17 protein-coding genes are annotated in these 18,014 nt (G+C 67.5%); 13 read left to right on the top strand and 4 right to left on the bottom strand.

Annotated elements, in window-relative coordinates; genetic code table 11:
- Nucleotides 1-45 precede the first annotated feature (45 nt).
- The 3 genes from VVS03_RS05230 to VVS03_RS05220 all read left to right on the top strand — a co-directional run bounded on the left by VVS03_RS05230 (nt 46) and on the right by VVS03_RS05220 (nt 4,284).
- The gene (locus VVS03_RS05230; RefSeq protein WP_368521254.1) at nt 46-2,733 is read left to right on the top strand and encodes an ATP-dependent Clp protease ATP-binding subunit; all 2,688 of its coding nucleotides are present in this window, start codon (nt 46-48) and stop codon (nt 2,731-2,733) included.
- A 92-nt stretch (nt 2,734-2,825) separates the two neighbouring features.
- Nucleotides 2,826-2,996, top strand: coding sequence for a DUF4236 domain-containing protein (locus tag VVS03_RS05225; protein ID WP_141759328.1), 171 nt, complete (start codon nt 2,826-2,828; stop codon nt 2,994-2,996).
- Between the two features lie 34 nt (nt 2,997-3,030).
- Nucleotides 3,031-4,284 carry a threonine/serine exporter ThrE family protein gene (locus tag VVS03_RS05220; RefSeq protein WP_368520040.1) on the top strand — a complete coding sequence of 418 codons (1,254 nt, stop codon included), beginning with the start codon at nt 3,031-3,033 and terminating at the stop codon, nt 4,282-4,284.
- Here the strand turns inward: VVS03_RS05220 and VVS03_RS05215 are convergent.
- Complete coding sequence (locus tag VVS03_RS05215; protein ID WP_368521253.1) at nt 4,281-5,150, bottom strand: A/G-specific adenine glycosylase; 870 nt, start codon at nt 5,148-5,150, stop codon at nt 4,281-4,283. The two genes, VVS03_RS05220 and VVS03_RS05215, sit on opposite strands and share 4 nt — an antisense overlap.
- Nucleotides 5,151-5,200: 50 nt before the next feature.
- Between VVS03_RS05215 and VVS03_RS05210 the strand changes: the two genes are divergently transcribed.
- A complete protein-coding gene (locus VVS03_RS05210) occupies nt 5,201-5,827 on the top strand; it encodes a carbonic anhydrase (protein WP_368519866.1) in 627 nt (208 codons plus the stop codon).
- An 81-nt stretch (nt 5,828-5,908) separates the two neighbouring features.
- The gene (locus tag VVS03_RS05205) at nt 5,909-6,634 is read left to right on the top strand and encodes a hypothetical protein (RefSeq protein WP_368519865.1); all 726 of its coding nucleotides are present in this window, start codon (nt 5,909-5,911) and stop codon (nt 6,632-6,634) included.
- Here VVS03_RS05205 and radA read toward each other — a convergent pair.
- Both radA and VVS03_RS05195 read right to left on the bottom strand, forming a co-directional pair.
- Complete coding sequence (gene radA / locus VVS03_RS05200) at nt 6,631-7,992, bottom strand: DNA repair protein RadA (RefSeq protein ID WP_368519864.1); 1,362 nt, start codon at nt 7,990-7,992, stop codon at nt 6,631-6,633. The genes VVS03_RS05205 and radA overlap by 4 nt on opposite strands.
- Before the next feature lie 87 nt (nt 7,993-8,079).
- Entirely contained in the window at nt 8,080-8,670 is a 591-nt protein-coding gene (locus VVS03_RS05195) for a hypothetical protein (RefSeq protein ID WP_368519863.1), read from the bottom strand.
- A gap of 255 nt (nt 8,671-8,925) precedes the next feature.
- On the opposite strand from VVS03_RS05195, the gene VVS03_RS05190 reads away from it, so the two are divergent.
- Genes VVS03_RS05190 through rlmB form a run of 8 tightly spaced genes read left to right on the top strand, consistent with a single transcriptional unit; the run spans nt 8,926 to nt 17,186 of the window.
- Nucleotides 8,926-9,513 carry a CarD family transcriptional regulator gene (locus tag VVS03_RS05190; protein WP_368519862.1) on the top strand — a complete coding sequence of 196 codons (588 nt, stop codon included), beginning with the start codon at nt 8,926-8,928 and terminating at the stop codon, nt 9,511-9,513.
- A complete protein-coding gene (ispD, locus tag VVS03_RS05185; protein ID WP_368521252.1) occupies nt 9,513-10,280 on the top strand; it encodes a 2-C-methyl-D-erythritol 4-phosphate cytidylyltransferase in 768 nt (255 codons plus the stop codon). Before VVS03_RS05190 ends, ispD begins: the two co-directional genes overlap by 1 nt.
- A complete protein-coding gene (gene ispF / locus VVS03_RS05180) occupies nt 10,243-10,731 on the top strand; it encodes a 2-C-methyl-D-erythritol 2,4-cyclodiphosphate synthase (RefSeq protein ID WP_368519860.1) in 489 nt (162 codons plus the stop codon). Before ispD ends, ispF begins: the two co-directional genes overlap by 38 nt.
- 39 nt (nt 10,732-10,770) lie before the next feature.
- Nucleotides 10,771-12,861, top strand: a complete 2,091-nt coding sequence (gene nagE / locus VVS03_RS05175; RefSeq protein WP_368521251.1) for an N-acetylglucosamine-specific PTS transporter subunit IIBC — start codon at nt 10,771-10,773, stop codon at nt 12,859-12,861.
- On the top strand, nt 12,861-14,000 hold the full coding sequence (locus tag VVS03_RS05170; RefSeq protein WP_368519858.1) for an N-acetylglucosamine-6-phosphate deacetylase: 1,140 nt from the start codon (nt 12,861-12,863) through the stop codon (nt 13,998-14,000). The genes nagE and VVS03_RS05170 overlap by 1 nt, the downstream gene beginning before the upstream one ends.
- A 44-nt stretch (nt 14,001-14,044) precedes the next feature.
- The gene (locus tag VVS03_RS05165; RefSeq protein WP_368534632.1) at nt 14,045-14,791 is read left to right on the top strand and encodes a glucosamine-6-phosphate deaminase; all 747 of its coding nucleotides are present in this window, start codon (nt 14,045-14,047) and stop codon (nt 14,789-14,791) included.
- Nucleotides 14,792-14,823: 32 nt separating this feature from the next.
- Complete coding sequence (gene cysS / locus VVS03_RS05160; protein WP_368534219.1) at nt 14,824-16,209, top strand: cysteine--tRNA ligase; 1,386 nt, start codon at nt 14,824-14,826, stop codon at nt 16,207-16,209.
- Between the two features lie 29 nt (nt 16,210-16,238).
- Nucleotides 16,239-17,186: a 23S rRNA (guanosine(2251)-2'-O)-methyltransferase RlmB gene (rlmB, locus tag VVS03_RS05155; RefSeq protein WP_368534220.1), complete on the top strand. Its 948-nt coding sequence runs from the start codon at nt 16,239-16,241 to the stop codon at nt 17,184-17,186.
- Here rlmB and VVS03_RS05150 read toward each other — a convergent pair.
- Nucleotides 17,148-18,014: a PHB depolymerase family esterase gene (locus VVS03_RS05150; RefSeq protein WP_368534221.1), complete on the bottom strand. Its 867-nt coding sequence runs from the start codon at nt 18,012-18,014 to the stop codon at nt 17,148-17,150. The two genes, rlmB and VVS03_RS05150, sit on opposite strands and share 39 nt — an antisense overlap.

Raw genomic sequence — 18,014 nt, 5'->3', positions numbered from 1 at the left:
GAGTGGATAGAGAATTTAGGAAAAACCACAAGGGGTAGATAGCAGATGTTCGAAAGGTTTACTGACCGTGCCCGCCGCGTCATTGTCTTGGCGCAGGAAGAGGCACGCATGCTCAACCACAACTATATCGGCACCGAGCACATCCTTTTGGGCCTTATCCACGAGGGTGAAGGCGTAGCCGCCAAGGCGCTGGAGTCCATGGGGATTTCCCTGGAGGACGTGCGCCGCGAGGTCGAGGAGATCATCGGCCAGGGAACCCAGCCGCACACTGGGCACATCCCGTTTACCCCGCGCGCGAAGAAGGTCCTGGAGCTGTCCCTGCGTGAGGGCCTGCAGATGGGCCACAAGTACATCGGCACGGAGTTCCTGCTGCTGGGCCTTATCCGCGAAGGCGACGGCGTCGCCGCGCAGGTGCTGACCAAGCTGGGTGCAGACCTGCCGCGCGTGCGTCAGCAGGTTATTCAGTTGCTGTCCGGTTACGAGGGCAACAACCAGGAAAACGACAACAGCAACAAGGGCGGCGGCCCCGTGGGCGCCGGTGCCGGCGGGCGCGGTTCCCAGGGCAACTCCGGGGAACGCTCTAATTCCCTGGTGCTGGACCAGTTCGGCCGCAACCTGACCCAGGCCGCCAAGGACGGCAAGCTGGACCCGGTCGTCGGCCGCGAGTCCGAGGTCGAGCGCATCATGCAGGTGCTCTCGCGCCGCACCAAGAACAACCCGGTGCTCATCGGTGAGCCCGGCGTCGGTAAGACCGCCGTCGTCGAGGGCCTGGCCCTGGACATCGTTAACGGCAAGGTCCCGGAGACCCTGAAGGACAAGCAGGTCTACTCCCTGGACCTGGGTTCGCTGATCGCTGGTTCCCGCTACCGCGGTGACTTCGAGGAGCGCCTGAAGAAGGTGCTCAAGGAGATTAACCAGCGCGGCGACATCATCCTGTTCATCGATGAGATCCACACCCTGGTTGGTGCCGGTGCCGCCGAGGGTGCTATCGATGCCGCCTCCCTGCTCAAGCCGAAGCTGGCCCGCGGCGAGCTGCAGACCATCGGCGCGACCACGCTGGAGGAATACCGCAAGCACATCGAGAAGGACGCCGCGCTGGAGCGCCGCTTCCAGCCGGTGAAGGTGGAAGAGCCCTCGCTGGAGGACACCATCAAGATCCTCAAGGGCCTGCGCGACAAGTACGAGGCGCACCACCGTGTGTCCTACACCGACGACGCCCTGAAGGCGGCTGCCTCCCTGTCGGATCGCTACATCAACGACCGCTTCCTGCCGGATAAGGCCGTGGACCTGCTGGACGAGGCCGGCGCCCGCATGCGCATCAAGCGCATGACCGCCCCGGACTCTGTCCGCGAGGTCGACGACCGGATCGCCGAGGTCCGCCAGGAGAAGGAAGCGGCCATCGACGCCCAGGACTTCGAGAAGGCCGCCGGCCTGCGCGACAAGGAGCGCCAGCTGGGCGAGGAGCGCGCCGAGAAGGAAAAGCAGTGGCGCAATGGTGAGCTCGAGGACATCGCCGAGGTCGGCGAGGATCAGATCGCCGAGGTGCTGGCGCACTGGACCGGCATCCCGGTCCTCAAGCTCACGGAGAAGGAGTCCTCGCGACTGCTGCACATGGAAGATGAGCTGCACAAGCGGATCATCGGCCAGGACGAGGCCGTCAAGGCCGTCTCCCGCGCCATCCGCCGTACGCGGGCGGGCCTGAAGGATCCGCGCCGTCCTTCCGGTTCCTTCATCTTCGCCGGCCCGTCCGGCGTGGGTAAGACGGAGCTGTCGAAGTCGCTGGCTAACTTCCTCTTCGGCTCGGATGATGACCTCATCCAGATCGACATGAGTGAGTTCCACGACCGCTTCACCGCCTCCCGCCTGTTCGGTGCCCCTCCGGGATACGTCGGCTACGAGGAGGGCGGCCAGCTCACGGAGAAGGTCCGCCGCAAGCCGTTCAGCGTGGTGCTCTTCGACGAGATCGAAAAGGCCCACAAGGAGATTTACAACACCTTGCTGCAGGTCCTCGAGGACGGCCGCCTGACCGACGGCCAGGGCCGCGTGGTGGACTTCAAGAACACCGTGCTGATCTTTACCTCGAACCTGGGCACCCAGGACATCTCCAAGGCCGTGGGGCTGGGCTTTACCGCCGACGCGGCCTCGGATCAGGACGCGCAGTACGAGCGGATGAAGGCCAAGGTCAACGACGAGCTGAAGAAGCACTTCCGCCCGGAGTTCCTGAACCGTATCGACGAGGTCGTGGTCTTCCACCAGCTCAACGAAGAGCAGATCATGGAAATGGTCGACCTGCTCATCGGCCGCGTGTCCAAGTCCCTGCAGGAGCGTGACATGGACATCGAGCTGACCGAGAAGGCCAAGCGCCTGCTGGCCAAGCGCGGTTTCGATCCGGTGCTGGGTGCGCGCCCGCTGCGCCGCACCATCCAGCGCGAGATCGAGGACCAGCTCTCGGAGAAGATCCTCTTCGGCGAGATCGGCGCGGGTGAGATCATCAGCGTCGACGTGGAGAACTGGGACGGCGAGTCCAAGGACAACTCGCAGGCCACCTTCACCTTCAGCCCGCGCCCGAAGCCGCTGCCGGAGGGCACCTTCGAGCAGGAGCTGGACGAGGACGAGGTCCGTGAGAACGAGGAGCCGGAGCAGGTAACCGCAGATACCCTGCCGGAGACGCCCGAGACTCCTGAGGACCACGGCGACGAGGACGGCCCGGCCGGAGCCGGCCAGCCGATGTAAGACGCCGCTAAAGAGATGAAGCAGCCTCCTGCGGGAGGCTGCTTTTCTAGTGCCTGTAAACCGGTAACTTAGAGTGAGTTAGAATCACTGGCATGGGATTGCAATACCGCTCACGTAAGAAGACCGGCAAGAACAGCTGGATTAACTTTTCCGGCCGCGGGGCCTCGGCCTCGACCAAGATTGGTCCGGTGACCTTCAACTCCCGCGGCGGGTTCTGGGTGAACCTGCCCGGCGGGCTCAACTGGCGGGGACGCTGGCGCTAAAGTGACCCCGCCGCCATACGAAAAGCACCGCCGCATGGGCGTAGAGGCCGACGTGGTCTTGCGCCTGGGAATGTTGCTCATGGGGGCGGGCACGTCGGGCTACCGTGTCCTGCGCGGGATGAAACGCGCGGCGCGGGCCCTGGGCTTCGACCGGCTGGACGCGACGGTCGGGCTCACGCAGATTACCTGTACCTTCCACCGCGGCGAGCTTTTCCGCACGGTCATTTCCCGGCAGCATTCGCCGGCGGTGGACGCCTCCCGCATTGAGGCGCTAGAGGATCTGACGCGGCACCACCTGCACTTCGGGATAACCGCCGAGGAGCTGGCGGAAAAGCTCGACCGGATCGAGCACAACGTGCGCAAGCGCTGGAACGGCTGGGTGCTCTCGGCTGCGGCGGCCGTGGCGTGCGCGGCCTTCGCGCTGCTGAATTTCTTTCCGCTGGCGGCGGTGGGCATCGTCGCCTTGGCCGCTTTTAGCGGGCAATTCGTGCGCCATTTCGTGCTGAGCAACCACGTCCACCAGATCGGCGGCATCGTGGCCGGCGGGGCGACGGCCAGCCTGGTCTTCTTCCTCGTGACCGAGCTCGTCGGGGCGCTCGGGCTGGCCGACCCAGGGGATTTTTCCTCCGGCTACGTGGCGGCGGTGCTCTTTTTGATCCCGGGTTTCCCGTTGTTCTCCGCCCTGATTGATATCGCGCGCTTCGACTTTGATGCCGGCATGGTGCGCCTGGCTTATGCCTTCACCGTCATTTTCGCCGCCACCTTCACCGTGGCCATGGTCAGCTGGCTGACTGACTTGAACCCGGCCCCGCCGGTGCCGGCTACCGATGCCACCTGGTACACCATGGCGGTCCTGGCCAGCTTCTTCGGCATCGCCGGTTTCGCCTTCCTGTTTAATTCCTCCCGCCGGATGATCCTGGTGGCCGCGATGGTGGGCACCGTGGCGAACGCGGCGCGCCTTCTGCTGCTGCACCTGGGCACCACCGGGTATTTCGCGGCGTTTTGCGGCGGGCTGGTCATCGGCCTGCTGGGCGCGCTGGCCTCCCGGAAGGCGCGGCTGCCGCGGATTACCACGACGGTGCCGGCCGCGGTCATCATGATCCCCGGGGTGACCATGTTCCGGGCAGTCTACTACCTCAACGAGGGGCAGATGGAACAGGCCCTGGCTAACCTGGCCACCAGCATGATGGTGGTCGCCTCCATTGGTGCCGGCCTGGTCCTGGCCCGGCTGTTCACGGACCCGGACTGGGCGCTGACCCGGCTCATCGATTTTTCCATCCGGACCTAGCGCGGCAGGTGGAAAAGGCCCTGCTCGTCCTGTTCGGCGAGGCCGTCGGCCAGAAGCGAGGCCAGTGCCCGGGAGCGCTGCGGGGCGTCCGGCCAGACGACGTCGATGTCGGCCTGGGGGACAGGGGCATCGGCAGCGCGCAGCACGTCCATGATCTTGCCGCGCACCTGCCGGTCGGTGCCGGCAAATTTCTGGACCCGCTTCTTGGCCTTGGTCAGCTCCTCGGCGCTCGGGCTGGGGCAGCCGGCGGCCTGCCAGGCGCAGGACTCCTTCAACGGGCAGGCGGGGCAGTCTGGGGACTTGGCGCGGCAGACTAGCGCGCCCAGCTCCATCAGGGCCACGGAGACGGTGGGGCCATTGTCCTCCGGCAGGAGCTCGGCGACCTGGGCGAGCTCCTTCTTGGAAGGGTTGGGGGCTAAGAAATTGCCGTTCTCGGCCCGCTCGACCACGCGCCTCACGTTGGTGTCGACCACCGGGACGTTGTGGCCGTAGTGGAAGCAGGCCACGGCGCGGGCGGTGTAGTCGCCGATGCCCGGCAGGCTGAGCAGATCATCGACACCGTCGGGGACCTCGCCGCCGTGCTCGTCGCGGACCACCTGGGCGCATTCCCACAGGCGCAGGGCGCGGCGGGGGTAGCCTAGCTTGCCCCAGGCGCGCAGGACCTCGTCCCGGCTGGCGGCAGCGAAATCGGTGGGGGTGGGCCAGCGGCGCATCCACTCCTGCCAGACGGGCGCGACGCGGGCCACCGGGGTCTGCTGGCTCATGACCTCGCTGACTAGGACGCCCCACGCGGTGGTCGACGGCTCCCGCCAGGGCAGGGGCCGGCGGGCGTGGGCGAACCATTCGAGCAAAGCACCAGTATCCATATCTGTGCAGGAGTCTAATAGGAGCGGTGCGCAGGACTATAATTTGAGCCATGCCACTGAAAGATAAAAAGCAAAGCCCCCGGGAAGTCTGGGAGACCCTCCAAGCCGGTAACGCGCGCTTCCGCGACAACTCTCCGCTGCACCCGCACAACGACGAGGAGCGGCGGGCCGGCCTGCGCGGCGGGCAGGATCCCCGCGTGGTGGTCCTGTCCTGCTCGGATTCCCGCGCCCCCGTGGAGATCCTCTTCGACCTGGGCCTGGGGGATGCTTTCGTCATCCGCACCGCCGGGCACATCCTGGATACCGCGGTGAAGGGCTCGCTGGAATACGCCCTGGAGAACCTGAACTGCAACCTGGTGGTTATCTTGGGCCACCAGTCCTGCGGCGCGGTCGCCGCCACCGCCGCGGTGGTGGACCAGCACGCCGAGCTACCCGCCGGCTTCCAGCGCGCGATCATCGAGAAAGTCGCGCTGTCGACGCTGAAGTCCAAGCGCGCCGGCAGCTCGAGCACCGACGACTACGAACGCCAGCACGTGCGCGAGACCGTCGATCAGCTCGTGGCTAGCCTCTCGGTCCTGCAGCACAAGGTCGAGGAGGGGACCGTCGGCGTCGTCGGCGCCCGCTACCTGTTGGAGGACTCCACCGTCGAGACCCTGGTGACCCACGGGCTGGACTGAGCTGCGAAACCGCCGGCCAATCGAAGACACACCCCTGAAGGTGCCAGCCGTCGCCGCTGCTAAGGCAATAAACTATAAGCCGTGACTAACCGTAAACCCCAGCAGAAGCGCCCCCTGCCCAACGAGATCTACCAGCGCCGCCGCGTCGCGGCGTTGGTCATCATCGTCGTGGTCGTCGTTCTGCTGGTCTGGGTCCTAAGCATGGTCGGCGGTTCCAGCAACGACGAGGCGACCGAGCCGGCCGCCGAGACCACCTCGGAGTCAACCCCGGCAGCGGAGACCGAAACGACCGCGGTGGAATCAGAAACCGAGTCGGAATCTCAAACGGCAACCGAGTCTGAGACCGAGTCGGAATCTGCCCGCGAGAGCGAGGACGCGGAAGCGAGCTCGGAGCCGGTCGCGGCCGACGCTAAGGACACCTGTCAGCTCTCCGATCTGGAGATCACCGCCAGCAGCGACAAGGCCACCTACGGTGAGGGAGAGCTGCCCACCTTCTACATGACGGTGGAAAACCCCACCAAGGCCGACTGCAAGATCAACCTCGACGACCAGGAGCTGCGCTTCGAGGTCTACAACCTGGGCACCAACCAGCGGATGTGGGCGGACACAGACTGCTACCCGTCGGTGCAGGAAGGCGAGCAGACCTTCGAGTCTGGCAAGAAGCGCCACTTCCAGGCGACCTGGTCGCGGCAGACCTCCGCCCCGGAGCAGTGCAACAACCGCTCCGCCGTGGAGCCGGGCGGCTACTACCTCCACGCCGTCATCGGCGACAACCCGTCGGCGGCCCACACCTTCAACCTGTCCTAGGGGCTGACCAGCTCGATCGCCTCCCGTAGCGTCTGCGCCTGGCGCACCTGCAGGTTGGTCTCCAAGTTCTTCGTGGCCGGGACGATGGCGCTTTCATAGCCCAGCCGGGCGGCCTCACTCAGCCGGCGCGCCAGGTTGGGCACTGGGCGCAGCTCGCCCGCCAGGCCGACCTCGCCGATAACGACGGTGCGCGGCGGCAGCGGCTGCTCGTGCAGGGAGGACCACGTGGCCAGCGCGACTGCCAGATCCGTGGCGGTCTCCGAAATACGCACGCCGCCGACCGTGGCGACGTAGGCGTCCTTGTCATTGGTGCGCTGCCCGGCCCGGGCCTGCAGAACCGCCAGCACCATCGGCACCCGGTTGGTGTCCAGGCCGGTGACCACGCGGCGCGGGTTCTTGGCCACCGGGTCCACGGTCAAGGCCTGGACCTCGGCCAGGATGGGGCGCACGCCGTCCATGGCCACGGTCACCGCGGAGCCGTCCGGGGTGGTCCCGCGGTGGGAGAGGAAGAGGCCGGACGGGTCGGCGACCTCGCGGATGCCGGTGGCGGTCTGCTCGAAGCAGCCGACCTCATCCGTGGCGCCGAAACGGTTCTTCATGCCGCGCAGCATGCGCAGGCTGGACTGCTTGTCGCCCTCGAAGTTCAAGACCACGTCGACGAGGTGCTCGAGCACCCTAGGCCCGGCCACGTTGCCGTCCTTGGTGACGTGGCCGACCACCAGGATGGGGATCCCCGTCGACTTAGCCAGCGTGGTCAGCGCCGCGGTCACGGCCCGGGACTGAGCCACGCCGCCGGCCACGCCCTCCACGCCGGGCGCCTGCATGGTCTGGACCGAGTCGACGATGATGAGCGAGGGCTGGGTCTGCTGCACGTGCCCGAAGACGACGTCCAGGTTGGACTCGGCCGCCAGGTACAGGGTGTCCTGCAGCGCGCCGGTGCGCTCGGCGCGGGCGCGGACCTGGCCCGCCGACTCCTCCGCGGTGACATATAACGCGGTGCGGTCCTGCTGAGTCCACCGGGAGGCGACCTCCAACAGCAGCGTGGATTTGCCCACGCCGGGCTCGCCCGCCATGAGCACCACGGAACCCGGGACGATGCCCGTGCCGAGCACCCGGTCCAGCTCCGAGATGCCGGTCTTCCGCGTGCGGGTGGCCGAGGCGGCGATCTTGGTCATCGGCTGCGCCGGGCTGGACGGGGTGAGCCCTTGGGGCTTGCTGGCGGTCGCGGCCGTCGGGCTGGCCGGCGTGGATTCCTGGAACGTGCCCCACGACCCGCACTCCGGGCAGCGCCCCAGCCACTTCGGGGAGACGTAGTTGCACTCGGTACAGGTGTGGATGGGACGCTGCTTCTTTGCCATGACCCTAGCTTAAAACACACCCCGGACATTCCCGCAGAGACAACAAAACCCCCGGCCGTAGCCAGGGGAGATGAGGAGTTTTAGCGCTTAGTGGCCGGAGGGCTCCTCGGTGGTGTAGCCCTCGGTGGACTCGACGTCGCGGTTGTACTTGCCGGCTTCCTTCTGGGAGGCGGCGACGGTGGCGTTGACCTCGATGTCGCCGTTGGAGAACTGGAAGACCACGGTGCGGTGGCCGGCGTAGCCGAAGTCGTCATCCTGCATGGTGGTGGCGACGTACTGGATGTCGTCCGACTCAGCCTGCGGCATGTTGTCCAGGTTCTCCTGGGAGTCGCCCACCAGGCGCTGATCGCGGTTGATCGGCTCGACGGAAGCCGGCTGCAGCTGGACTTCCTGGCCGTCCACGGTGATGGATTCCAGCTCGGCTGCCTGGTCCTCGTAGCCCTGATTCACGGCGGTGAACTTCAGGGAGGCGTGCTGGTTGTCCGGCTCGACCAGGATGGTCACGTCGCGCACCGCAATCAGGCCATCTTCGGTGGAAGCTTCGGAGCCGTCAACGGCAGCGACCTGGTCGGCGGTCTGGGTGACATGGCCGGCGGAGCAGGAAGCCAGCGCCAGCGCGGACGCAGCGGTAACCGAAACGATGACACCGCGACGGGCGGCAGACTTCAGGGACTTCACTTTGGGTTGTCCTCCATCAACTAAAGATCACAGGGATTTGTCGATCATCAAGCCTAGTATTTTTTCCAACCAAGTACACAGTTTTCGACCTCAACGTGACCTAGCCCCCGCTCTAGGGAGGGCAATTGGGGGTGTACTTTTGGGGGATGTGGCCGGCCGGCGCCGGGGGAGGTGGCGCGTGGTAGAATATTTGTCCTATGTGCCTGCCAGGCAGGCTTTAGGGGTACCTCTTTAACAATCGAGCAAGGAGTGGCAATGGAGTTCAAGGTCGGAGAGGTGGTTGTTTACCCGCACCACGGCGCCGCGGTGATCGAAGACATCGAGCAGCGCGTGATGGGCGGCGAAGAGCTGGAGTACCTGGTGCTCCACATCAACCAGTCCGACCTGGTTGTCCGCGTGCCCTCCAAGAACGCCAAGAAGGTCGGCGTGCGCGACGTGGTGGGCAAGGAAGGCCTGGAAAAGGTCTTCTCCGTCCTGCGCGAGGAGGACGTGGAAGAGGCCGGCAACTGGTCTCGCCGCTACAAGGCCAACCAGGAGCGCCTGGCCTCCGGTGATATCAACAAGGTCGCCGAGGTCGTGCGCGACCTCTGGCGCCGCGATCAGGACCGCGGCCTGTCCGCGGGCGAGAAGCGCATGCTGGTCAAGGCCCGCCAGATCCTCGTCGGCGAGCTGGCCCTGGCCAAGCCGGTCGATGACGCCAAGGCGGACAAGATGATGGACGAAATCAACGCCACCATCGAGCGCCACCGCGCCGCCGGCCTGATCGAGGACAATTCGGTGACCACCGACGTCGACACGGACGACGTCGACCTGGGCGACCTGTCCTTCGACGACGAAGACTAGTGACTCGCCGGGTTATCGCGCTCGTCGCCGCCGCCGGCAGCGGCACGCGGCTGGGCGCCGAGCTGCCGAAGGCCTACGTCGAGCTGGCCGGCCGCAGCCTGCTGGAACGCTCCGTCCAGGCGATAATTAATTCCGCCGTGGTGGACGAGGTCGTCGTTCTCATCAACCCGGTCATGCGCGCCCACGCCGAGCGCGCCCTGGCTAGCCAGGCTAAAGAGATCCCGCTGCGCTTTGTCGCCGGCGGCGGCGAGCGCGCCGACTCGGTCTGGGCCGGGCTGCAGGCCATCGAGCACGAGGACGCGGTGGTGCTGGTCCACGACGCCGCCCGCGCGTTAACGCCCCCGGGGATGATTAGCCGGGCCGTGCGCAAGGTGCTCGACGGGGCGCCGGCGGTCATCCCGGTCCTGCCGGTCGCCGACACCATTAAAGAGGTGGCGGCCGCGGATACTTCCCGGGTGCTCTCCACCCCGGACCGCAGCCTGCTGCGCGCGGTCCAGACCCCGCAGGGCTTCGACCTGGCCACCCTGCGCCAGGCCAACGAGGCTTATTTCGCCACCGATTCTCGCGACTTCGTCGCCACCGACGACGCCAGCCTCATGGAATGGTTCGGCTGCCCGGTCGTGACTGTGACAGGTGATGCCATGGCATTTAAAATCACTACCCCTATAGATCTGCGGTTGGCTCAGGCCGTAGTATCTGAGGCTGAACCCACAGTATTTGAGGTGCCTAATGAACGAACCGATCCTGCCCAAGGTGGGCATCGCTAGCGACGCCCACCAGATCGAAGCCGGCAAGCCCTGCTGGATCGCCGGCCTGCTTTTCGCCGCCGACGACGGCTGCGAGGGCCACTCCGACGGGGACGTGGTCTCCCACGCCTTGGTCGACGCCCTCCTGTCGGCCGCGGGGTTGGGGGACCTGGGCTCGTTTGTGGGCGTGGGCCGGGCCGAATACGACAACGTATCCGGGGCCCGCCTGCTCACCGAGTGCCGGGAATTCTTGGCCGCGCACGGCTACCGGATTGGCAACGCGTCCGCGCAGCTTATCGGGCAGACCCCGAAGATGGGCCCGCGGCGCGAGGAGGCCGAGCGCACCCTCACCGAGATCCTGGGCGCTCCCGTGAGCGTTTCCGCTACCACCACCGATCACCTGGGCTTTACCGGCCGCAAGGAAGGCCGCGCGGCCATTGCCACCGCCCTGGTGTATTCCGACCGGGGCTAAACCTGCCCGGTTGTCACAAAGCTAAGGAGTAAAAGCGCCATGGACAAGGTCATGGGACCGCTGCAAAAGCTCGGAAAGGCGCTGATGGGCGCGGTGGCGGTGCTGCCGGTCGCGGCGCTGATGACGGGCATCGGCTATTTCCTCGACGCCCGGGGAGGTGAACGCTTAAGCTTCTTGGCCTCCGTCTTTCAGCAGGCCGGCGGGGCGGTGCTGGATAACCTCGGCGTGCTCTTCGCCATCGCCATTTCCTTCGGGCTGGCCAAGGACTCCAACGGCGCGGCCGCGCTGTCGGGCTTCCTCGGTTTCTTCACCGTGACCAAGCTGGTCGGACCGGAGGCCGTGGCCAACTACCGCGGCATCGAGGATCCTGCCGCCCTGGAAGGCCAGCAGGCCCTCGACTGGGCGGCCCAGGGCTGGGACGCGGTCGGCCCGGCGAACGTGCTGCTGGGCATTTTCGTCGGCGTGCTCGCCGCCTGGACCTATAACCGCTTCCACGCCACCAAGCTGCCGGATGCGCTGGCGTTCTTCTCCGGACGGCGCCTGGTGCCCATCCTGACCTCCCTGTATTCCATCGCGCTGGCCGGGGCCTTTTACTTCCTCTGGCCGGTGCTCTACACCGCGTTTTTCAACTTCGGCCAGTGGATCCAGGGCATGGGCGCCATCGGCGCCGGCGTCTACGGCGTGTCCAACCGCCTGCTCATCCCGACCGGCCTGCACCACGCGCTGAACGCCATCTTCTGGTTCGACGTGGTCGGAATTAACGACATCGGCAAGTTCCTGGGCGGTGCGGACACCCTGGTCGCCGCCCAGGCGGCTAGCGATGCCGCCTCCTGCCCGGGCGTCTGGGACGGCGCCAACTGCGAGGTCATCGGCGTTATCGGCCAGTACCAGGCGGGCTTTTTCCCCGTGATGATGTTCGGCCTGCCGGGCGCGGCGCTGGCGATGACGCTGCGCGCCAAGCCGTCGCGCCGCAAGGTGGTCGGCTCTCTGATGCTGGCCGGCGCGCTGGCCTCCTTCCTCACCGGTGTCACCGAGCCCATCGAGTTCTCCTTCATGTTCGCAGCACCCCTGCTGTTCGTGGTGCACGCGATCCTGATGGGCATTTCCATGGCGATCGCCTCCTTCTTCGACTGGACGGCGGGCTTCGGCTTCTCCGCCGGCTTCTTCGACATGCTGCTGTCCTCGCAGAACCCGCTGGCCAACCAGTGGTGGATGCTGCTGGTGATGGGCGTGGCCTACTTCTTTATCTACTTTGGCCTCTTCTACTTCCTCATCGGCAAATTCAACCTGAAGACCCCGGGCCGCGGCGACGACGAGGAAGACGCGCCGGAAGACGGTGGTGACAGCGCGGAAGGCGACGACCAGCTGGCCGCGCAGGCCGCCCGGATCCTGGCCGGCCTCGGCGGGGCGGAAAACCTCAACACGATGGAATACTGCACCACGCGCCTGCGCACCACCGTGCACGACCCGCAGCGGGTGGAGGAGCAGACGCTCAAATCCGCGGGCGTGGCCGGGGTATACCGGCCTTCGGCCAAGGGCGTGCAGGTCATCATCGGGCCCAACGTGCAGTTCGTCCACGACGAGGTGCGGCGCCAGATGGAGCACCCGGTGGCGGTTTCGGCTCCCGCTCCGGCTGTCGCGACCGCGTCCCCGGAGAAGGCGGGCATGACGGAGCTGTCCGCGCCCACCGAGGGCAAGGCCATCCCGCTGGAGGAGGTGGCGGATCCGGCCTTCGCGGGCGGCCAGGTGGGCCCGGGGTTTGCCATCGTGCCGGGCAACGAGGACGAGCTGGTCGTGGCCTCCCCGATAGCCGGCGAGGTCACCATGGTGGCCAAGACCAAGCACGCGGTCGCGGTGCGCAGCGCCGAGGGCCTGGACGTGCTGGTCCACATCGGCTTGGACACCGTGGGCCTGCGCGGGGCGGGCTTCGAGGTCCTGGTCAGCCGCGGGGACGCGGTGGAGCCGGGCCACCCGCTGGTGCGCGTGGACGCGGCCGCCCTGCGCGAACGCGGTATCGACCTGACCACCCCGGTGGTCGTGACCAACAAGAAGAAAGTCGCTGAGACCACGCTGATCCGCACCGGGGACGTGGCCGTGGGCCAGCACGTCATGGAAGTGGAGTACCGCTAATGGCCGGTTGTACCGTCGCCGCCCGGCTCACCGACGGCCAGGCCGAGCCCTACCCCGCGCAGGTGCGCGTGGATGCTGAGGGCGTTATCGAAAGCGTGGAACGCCTCGAGTCTTCCCCCGATAAGCTGGGTATTATCGCGCCGGGCCTGGTGGACGTCCACAACCACGGCGGGGCGCGCGGGGCCTTCCCCACGGGAACGCTCGCCGAATGCCGGCAGGCGGCCGAATTCCACCGTCAGCAGGGCAGCGTCCACCTCCTGGCGAGCTTGGTCTCCGGGACGGAGGAGGAGCTGACCCGCCAGGTCGGCGTGCTGGCGCCGCTGGTGGCCGAGGGCGTGGTGGACGGGATCCACTTGGAGGGCCCGTTCATCCACACCGCCAAGTGCGGGGCGCAGGCCCCGGACCGCATCCAGGACGGCGACCCGGCCATGCTGCGCCGCATCCTGGAGCGCGGCGCGGGTGCGGTCCGCCAGCTGACCTTCGCCCCGGAAACGCCCCACGCCCGGGCGCTGGTGGACGCCTGCGTCGAGTACGGTGTCATCGTCTCCTTGGGGCACACCACGGCGGACTTCGCCACCACGGCCGAGATCCTCGACTACGCGGTCGCCCGCGGGGCGACGGTCACGGCCACGCACCTGTTCAACGCCATGCCGCCGCTGCACCACCGCCAGCCCGGGGCCGTGGGAGCCCTGCTCGCGGCCGCCGCCCGCGGCGAGGTGGCCGTCGAGGCCATCGGCGACGGCGTGCATCTGGCCGACGGGACCGTGGACGTCATCGCCGCCTGCGCCGGGGAAGGCCTGGTCCTGGTCACTGACGCGATGGAGGCCGCCGGCATGCCGGACGGGGCCTACCGGCTGGGCCCGCTCGACGTCGTCGTCGCCGGTGGGGTGGCGCGGCTGGCCGGCGGGGACGGCGCCATCGCGGGCGGGACGAGCACCCTGGCCCAGCAGTTCGCGCGATTTAGTGCCCGCCACGGGGCGCCCGCCGCGGCGCGGGCAGCCTCCGTTAACCCCGGCCGCCTGCTGGGCCTGGATCAGGCGCGTGGCCTGCAGGTGGGCCACCCCGCGGAATTCGTGGAATTCGACCCCGCCGGGGACGTTCGCACCGTCTTCGCCGGCGGGCAGCGATTGCGGGGATAATAGGGCTAAAGCACCGCGCTGAGGCAGGACTGGAGGAAAGCAGCATGGAAGTCATCATCCGGAAGACCGCGGCGGAGGTCGCGACGGCGGCCGCGGATATCTTGTCCGGCTATTTCCGCCCCGGCGGGGTCATTGGGGTGGCCACGGGATCGACGCCGCTGGCCACCTACGCCGAGCTCATCGCCCGCGCGCGGGCCGGGCGCCTGGAGACCAGCGAAGTAGAGTTTTTCGCCCTGGACGAATACGTCGGGCTGGGCCACGACCACCCGCAGAGCTACTACCAGACGCTGCGTACCGAGCTCATCGATCCGCTCGGGGTCGAGCCCGCGCGGCTGCACGTGCCGGACGCGGCCGCGGCGGAGCGCTACGAAGACGAGATCGCGGCGGCCGCCGGCATCGACTGCCAGCTGCTGGGGGTGGGCCAAAACGGGCACATCGGCTTCAACGAGCCGGGCAGTTCGCTCAACTCCCTGACCCGCTGGAAAACCCTGCACCCGCTGACCGTGGCGGACAATTCCCGCTTCTTTGCCTCCGCGGACGAGGTCCCGCGCCACGTCGTCACGCAGGGGCTGGGCACCATCCAGCGCGCCGGGCACCTGCTGCTGATTGCCACCGGTGCAAACAAGCAGGACGCGGTCGCCGGGCTGGTGGAAGGGCCCCTGAGCGCGGCCTGCCCGGCCTCCATCCTGCAGTGGCACCGGCACGCCACGGTGGTGGTGGACGCGGCCGCCGCGAGTGGTTTGCGCAACCGGGAATATTACGAGTTCGCGGAGGCGAATAAGCCCAACTAGGACGGCAGATACGGTTAGGTAGAATCACTGTTGTGACTTTGCGTATCTATGACACTGCTACCCGTAACCTCCGCGATTTTGAGCCGCTTCGCCCCGGCCATGTGTCGGTCTACCTGTGTGGGGCCACCCCGCAGGCCAAGCCGCACATCGGGCACCTGCGCTCGGGGGTTGCCTTCGATATCCTGCGTCGCTGGCTTCTGGCCAAGGACTGGGACGTGGCATTCGTGCGCAACGTGACCGATATTGATGACAAGATCCTGACCAAGGCCGCCGAAAACGGCCGCCCCTGGTGGGAGTGGGTGTCCACCTACGAGCGCGAGTTCACGGCCGCCTACAACATGCTGGGCGTGCTGCCGCCGTCCGTGGAGCCGCGCGCGACCGGGTTCGTGACCCAGATGGTCGACTACATGCAGCGGCTCATCGACAACGGCTTCGCCTACGCGGCCGATGGCTCGGTCTACTTCGACGTTAACGCCTGGACCAAGGCGGAAGGCTCCGACTACGGCAGCCTGTCCGGCAACCGCGTCGAGGAGATGGAGCAGGGCGAGACGGATAACGCCGGCAAGCGCAACGCGCTGGACTTCGCGCTGTGGAAGGCCGCCAAGCCGGGCGAGCCAGCCTGGCCCACCCCGTGGGGTAAGGGCCGCCCGGGCTGGCACCTGGAGTGCTCGGCGATGTCCACCTACTACCTGGGCTCCGAGTTCGATATCCACTGCGGCGGCCTGGACCTGCAGTTCCCGCACCACGAGAACGAGATGGCGCAGTCGCATGCGGCCGGGGACGGCTTCGCGCGGTACTGGATGCACAACCACTGGGTGACCATGGCGGGCGAGAAGATGTCGAAGTCCCTGGGCAACGTGCTCAGTGTGGACAACATGCTGGAATTAGTCCGGCCCGTGGAACTGCGCTATTATCTAGGCTCCGCGCACTACCGCTCGGTGCTGGAATACTCCGAGGCCGCGCTCACCGAGGCCGCCGCCGGCTACCGCCGTATCGAGGACCTGGTCAACCGCTTCCCGGACCTGGCGCTGGGCGAGTGGACCGAGGCCTTCGGCGCCGCAATGGACGAGGACATCGCCGTGCCCAAGGCGCTGGCCGAAATCCACACCACCGTCCGCGCGGCCAACAAGGAGCTGGCCGCCGGCGACGAGGGCGCCGCCAGGAAGCTGGCGGAATCCGTGCGCGCCATGGCCGCGGTCCTGGGCTTCGACCCGCTGGATGAGAAGTGGGCGGCGGGCGCGGGCTCTTCGGCTGCCGATGCCGCCCTGGATCAGCTGGTCCAGGCCGAGCTGGACCGGCGTGCCCAGGCCCGCAAGGACAAGGACTTCGCCACCGCGGACGCGGTGCGCGACCGGTTGGCCGCGGCGGGCATTACGGTCACGGACACTCCCGACGGCGCCACCTGGCAGCTGTCTTAAGACTTTTGAATACCTAGGAAGGACCACCAATGGCACGCACGCACGGTCGCGGCGGGGCTGGCACCCGCAAGACCAACAAGAAGGGCCAGGTTAAAGGCTCCGGCGGGCAGCGCCGCCGCGGCCTGGAGGGCAAGGGCCCGACGCCCAAGGCGGAGGACCGCGTCTACCACGCCAAGCACAAGGCGAAGCTGGCCCGCCAGCGCCGCGACTCCGGGCGCCACGTCAAGGAGACCCCGGAGATGGTGGTGGGCCGCAACCCGGTCATCGAGTGCCTGCACGCCCGCGTGCCGGCCACGGCGCTCTACATCGCCCAGGGCACCAAGAACGACGAGCGCCTGTCCGAGGCGGTGGCCATGTGCAACACCCGGAACGTGCCCATCCACGAGGTGCCGCGCCATGAGATGGACCGCATGACCGGCAACGGCATGCACCAGGGCATCGGCCTGCAGATCCCGCCCTACAAGTACGCCGAGGTCGAGGATCTTATGCAGCAGGTCCAGGACACCGGGGAGACCGGGTTGTTCGTCATCCTGGACAACATCACCGACCCGCGCAACCTGGGCGCGGTGGTGCGCTCGGTGGCGGCCTTCGGCGGCCACGGCGTCATCATCCCGGAGCGCCGCTCGGCATCCGTCACCGCGGTGGCCTGGCGCACCTCCGCGGGCACGGCGGCCCGCCTGCCGGTGGCGCGCGCCACCAACCTCACCCGCACGGTGCAGCAGTTCCAGAAGAACGGCTACCAGGTCGTCGGCCTCGACGCCGGCGGCGAGCACACCCTGGACAGCTACGACGGCGGCACCGACCCGGTGGTCATCGTCATCGGCTCCGAGGGCAAGGGGATCTCCCGTCTGGTGCGCGAAAACTGCGACGTCATCATGTCCATCCCGATGTCCCCGGGCGTGGAATCCCTCAACGCGTCTGTCGCGGCCGGCGCCGTGCTATCCGAGTTCGCCCGGCAGCGCCGCGCGGCCCGCTAGGCCGAAGAAATCCGCGGCCACCTCGGCCGCGATAAATTCCTGGGTGTTGGGGCCCAGCCGCGGGTCCACCGCGTTGCCAGACGGCACCACGTGGCCCAGCCCCTCCATGGTCCACAGCACCACGGGGGAATCCCCGCCCCAGGTCTCGGCGCGCACGCCGGGGTAAGGGCGGCTGGTCTCCGGCTCGGGGGAAGCGCCGTTGAGCTCGGCGAGCCGGTTGGCGGTCTCCGCAGCCGAGGTCACCTCGCCGCGGGTGCGCCGCGCGTCCAAGCCGGCCGTGCCGCCGGCGTAGGGGGCATACGGGTCTTCGGTGCCGTGCAGCAGCAACACCGGGGTCGGCTGCAGGGCGGAGTCCGGGTTGCTGGGGCGGTGGTTGTCGCCGCGGCCCAGCGTCGAGGCGAAGATGCAGGCGGCGCTGAGCAGCCCGGGGGCGTCGAAGAGCAGGCGCAGGACCATCTGCCCGCCGTTGGAGTACCCGCAGGCGAAAACGCGCCCGGCGGAGTAGTCGCGGCGCAGGCGCTCGACCAGCGCCCGGGTGAAGCCGACGTCGTCGACGTTTTCCTCGCGCGCGGTGACCGGCAGGATGCCGCGGGCGTCGTTGAAATGGCGGTCCACGCCGTCCGGGTAGGCCACCAGGCAGCCGCATTTTTCGGCCAGCTCGTCGAAGGTGCCGTTGGTGAACCGGCGGGAGACGTTGGCAGACTGCAAGGAGCCGTGGAAATACAGCACGATGTCCGGGTTGTCCGGGAGGTTATCGGGCTCGATGAGCAGATATTTGCGCGTCCTCGATTGGTGTTCTAGTTCTTCCCGGTGCAGCGTGTATCCCAT

This window comes from Corynebacterium sp. LK2537 (genome assembly GCF_040946485.1).
In the GTDB taxonomy this organism is placed as follows: Bacteria; Actinomycetota; Actinomycetes; order Mycobacteriales; family Mycobacteriaceae; genus Corynebacterium.
The sequence above is the reverse complement of the archived record's forward strand: the minus strand, read 5'-3'. Positions and strand labels throughout refer to the sequence as shown.

Excerpts from the sequence above, each read along its gene's own strand:
- VVS03_RS05220 (WP_368520040.1), top strand. The coding sequence starts at position 3,031 with ATGGGCGTAGAGGCCGACGTGGTCTTGCGCCTGGGAATGTTGCTCATG.
- VVS03_RS05170 (WP_368519858.1), top strand. The coding sequence starts at position 12,861 with ATGGCCGGTTGTACCGTCGCCGCCCGGCTCACCGACGGCCAGGCCGAG.
- VVS03_RS05225 (WP_141759328.1), top strand. The coding sequence starts at position 2,826 with ATGGGATTGCAATACCGCTCACGTAAGAAGACCGGCAAGAACAGCTGG.
- VVS03_RS05230 (WP_368521254.1), top strand. The coding sequence starts at position 46 with ATGTTCGAAAGGTTTACTGACCGTGCCCGCCGCGTCATTGTCTTGGCG.
- rlmB (WP_368534220.1), top strand. The coding sequence starts at position 16,239 with ATGGCACGCACGCACGGTCGCGGCGGGGCTGGCACCCGCAAGACCAAC.
- ispF (WP_368519860.1), top strand. The coding sequence starts at position 10,243 with ATGAACGAACCGATCCTGCCCAAGGTGGGCATCGCTAGCGACGCCCAC.
- nagE (WP_368521251.1), top strand. The coding sequence starts at position 10,771 with ATGGACAAGGTCATGGGACCGCTGCAAAAGCTCGGAAAGGCGCTGATG.
- VVS03_RS05165 (WP_368534632.1), top strand. The coding sequence starts at position 14,045 with ATGGAAGTCATCATCCGGAAGACCGCGGCGGAGGTCGCGACGGCGGCC.
- VVS03_RS05210 (WP_368519866.1), top strand. The coding sequence starts at position 5,201 with ATGCCACTGAAAGATAAAAAGCAAAGCCCCCGGGAAGTCTGGGAGACC.
- radA (WP_368519864.1), bottom strand. The coding sequence starts at position 7,992 with ATGGCAAAGAAGCAGCGTCCCATCCACACCTGTACCGAGTGCAACTAC.
- VVS03_RS05190 (WP_368519862.1), top strand. The coding sequence starts at position 8,926 with ATGGAGTTCAAGGTCGGAGAGGTGGTTGTTTACCCGCACCACGGCGCC.
- VVS03_RS05215 (WP_368521253.1), bottom strand. The coding sequence starts at position 5,150 with ATGGATACTGGTGCTTTGCTCGAATGGTTCGCCCACGCCCGCCGGCCC.
- VVS03_RS05150 (WP_368534221.1), bottom strand. The coding sequence starts at position 18,014 with ATGGGATACACGCTGCACCGGGAAGAACTAGAACACCAATCGAGGACG.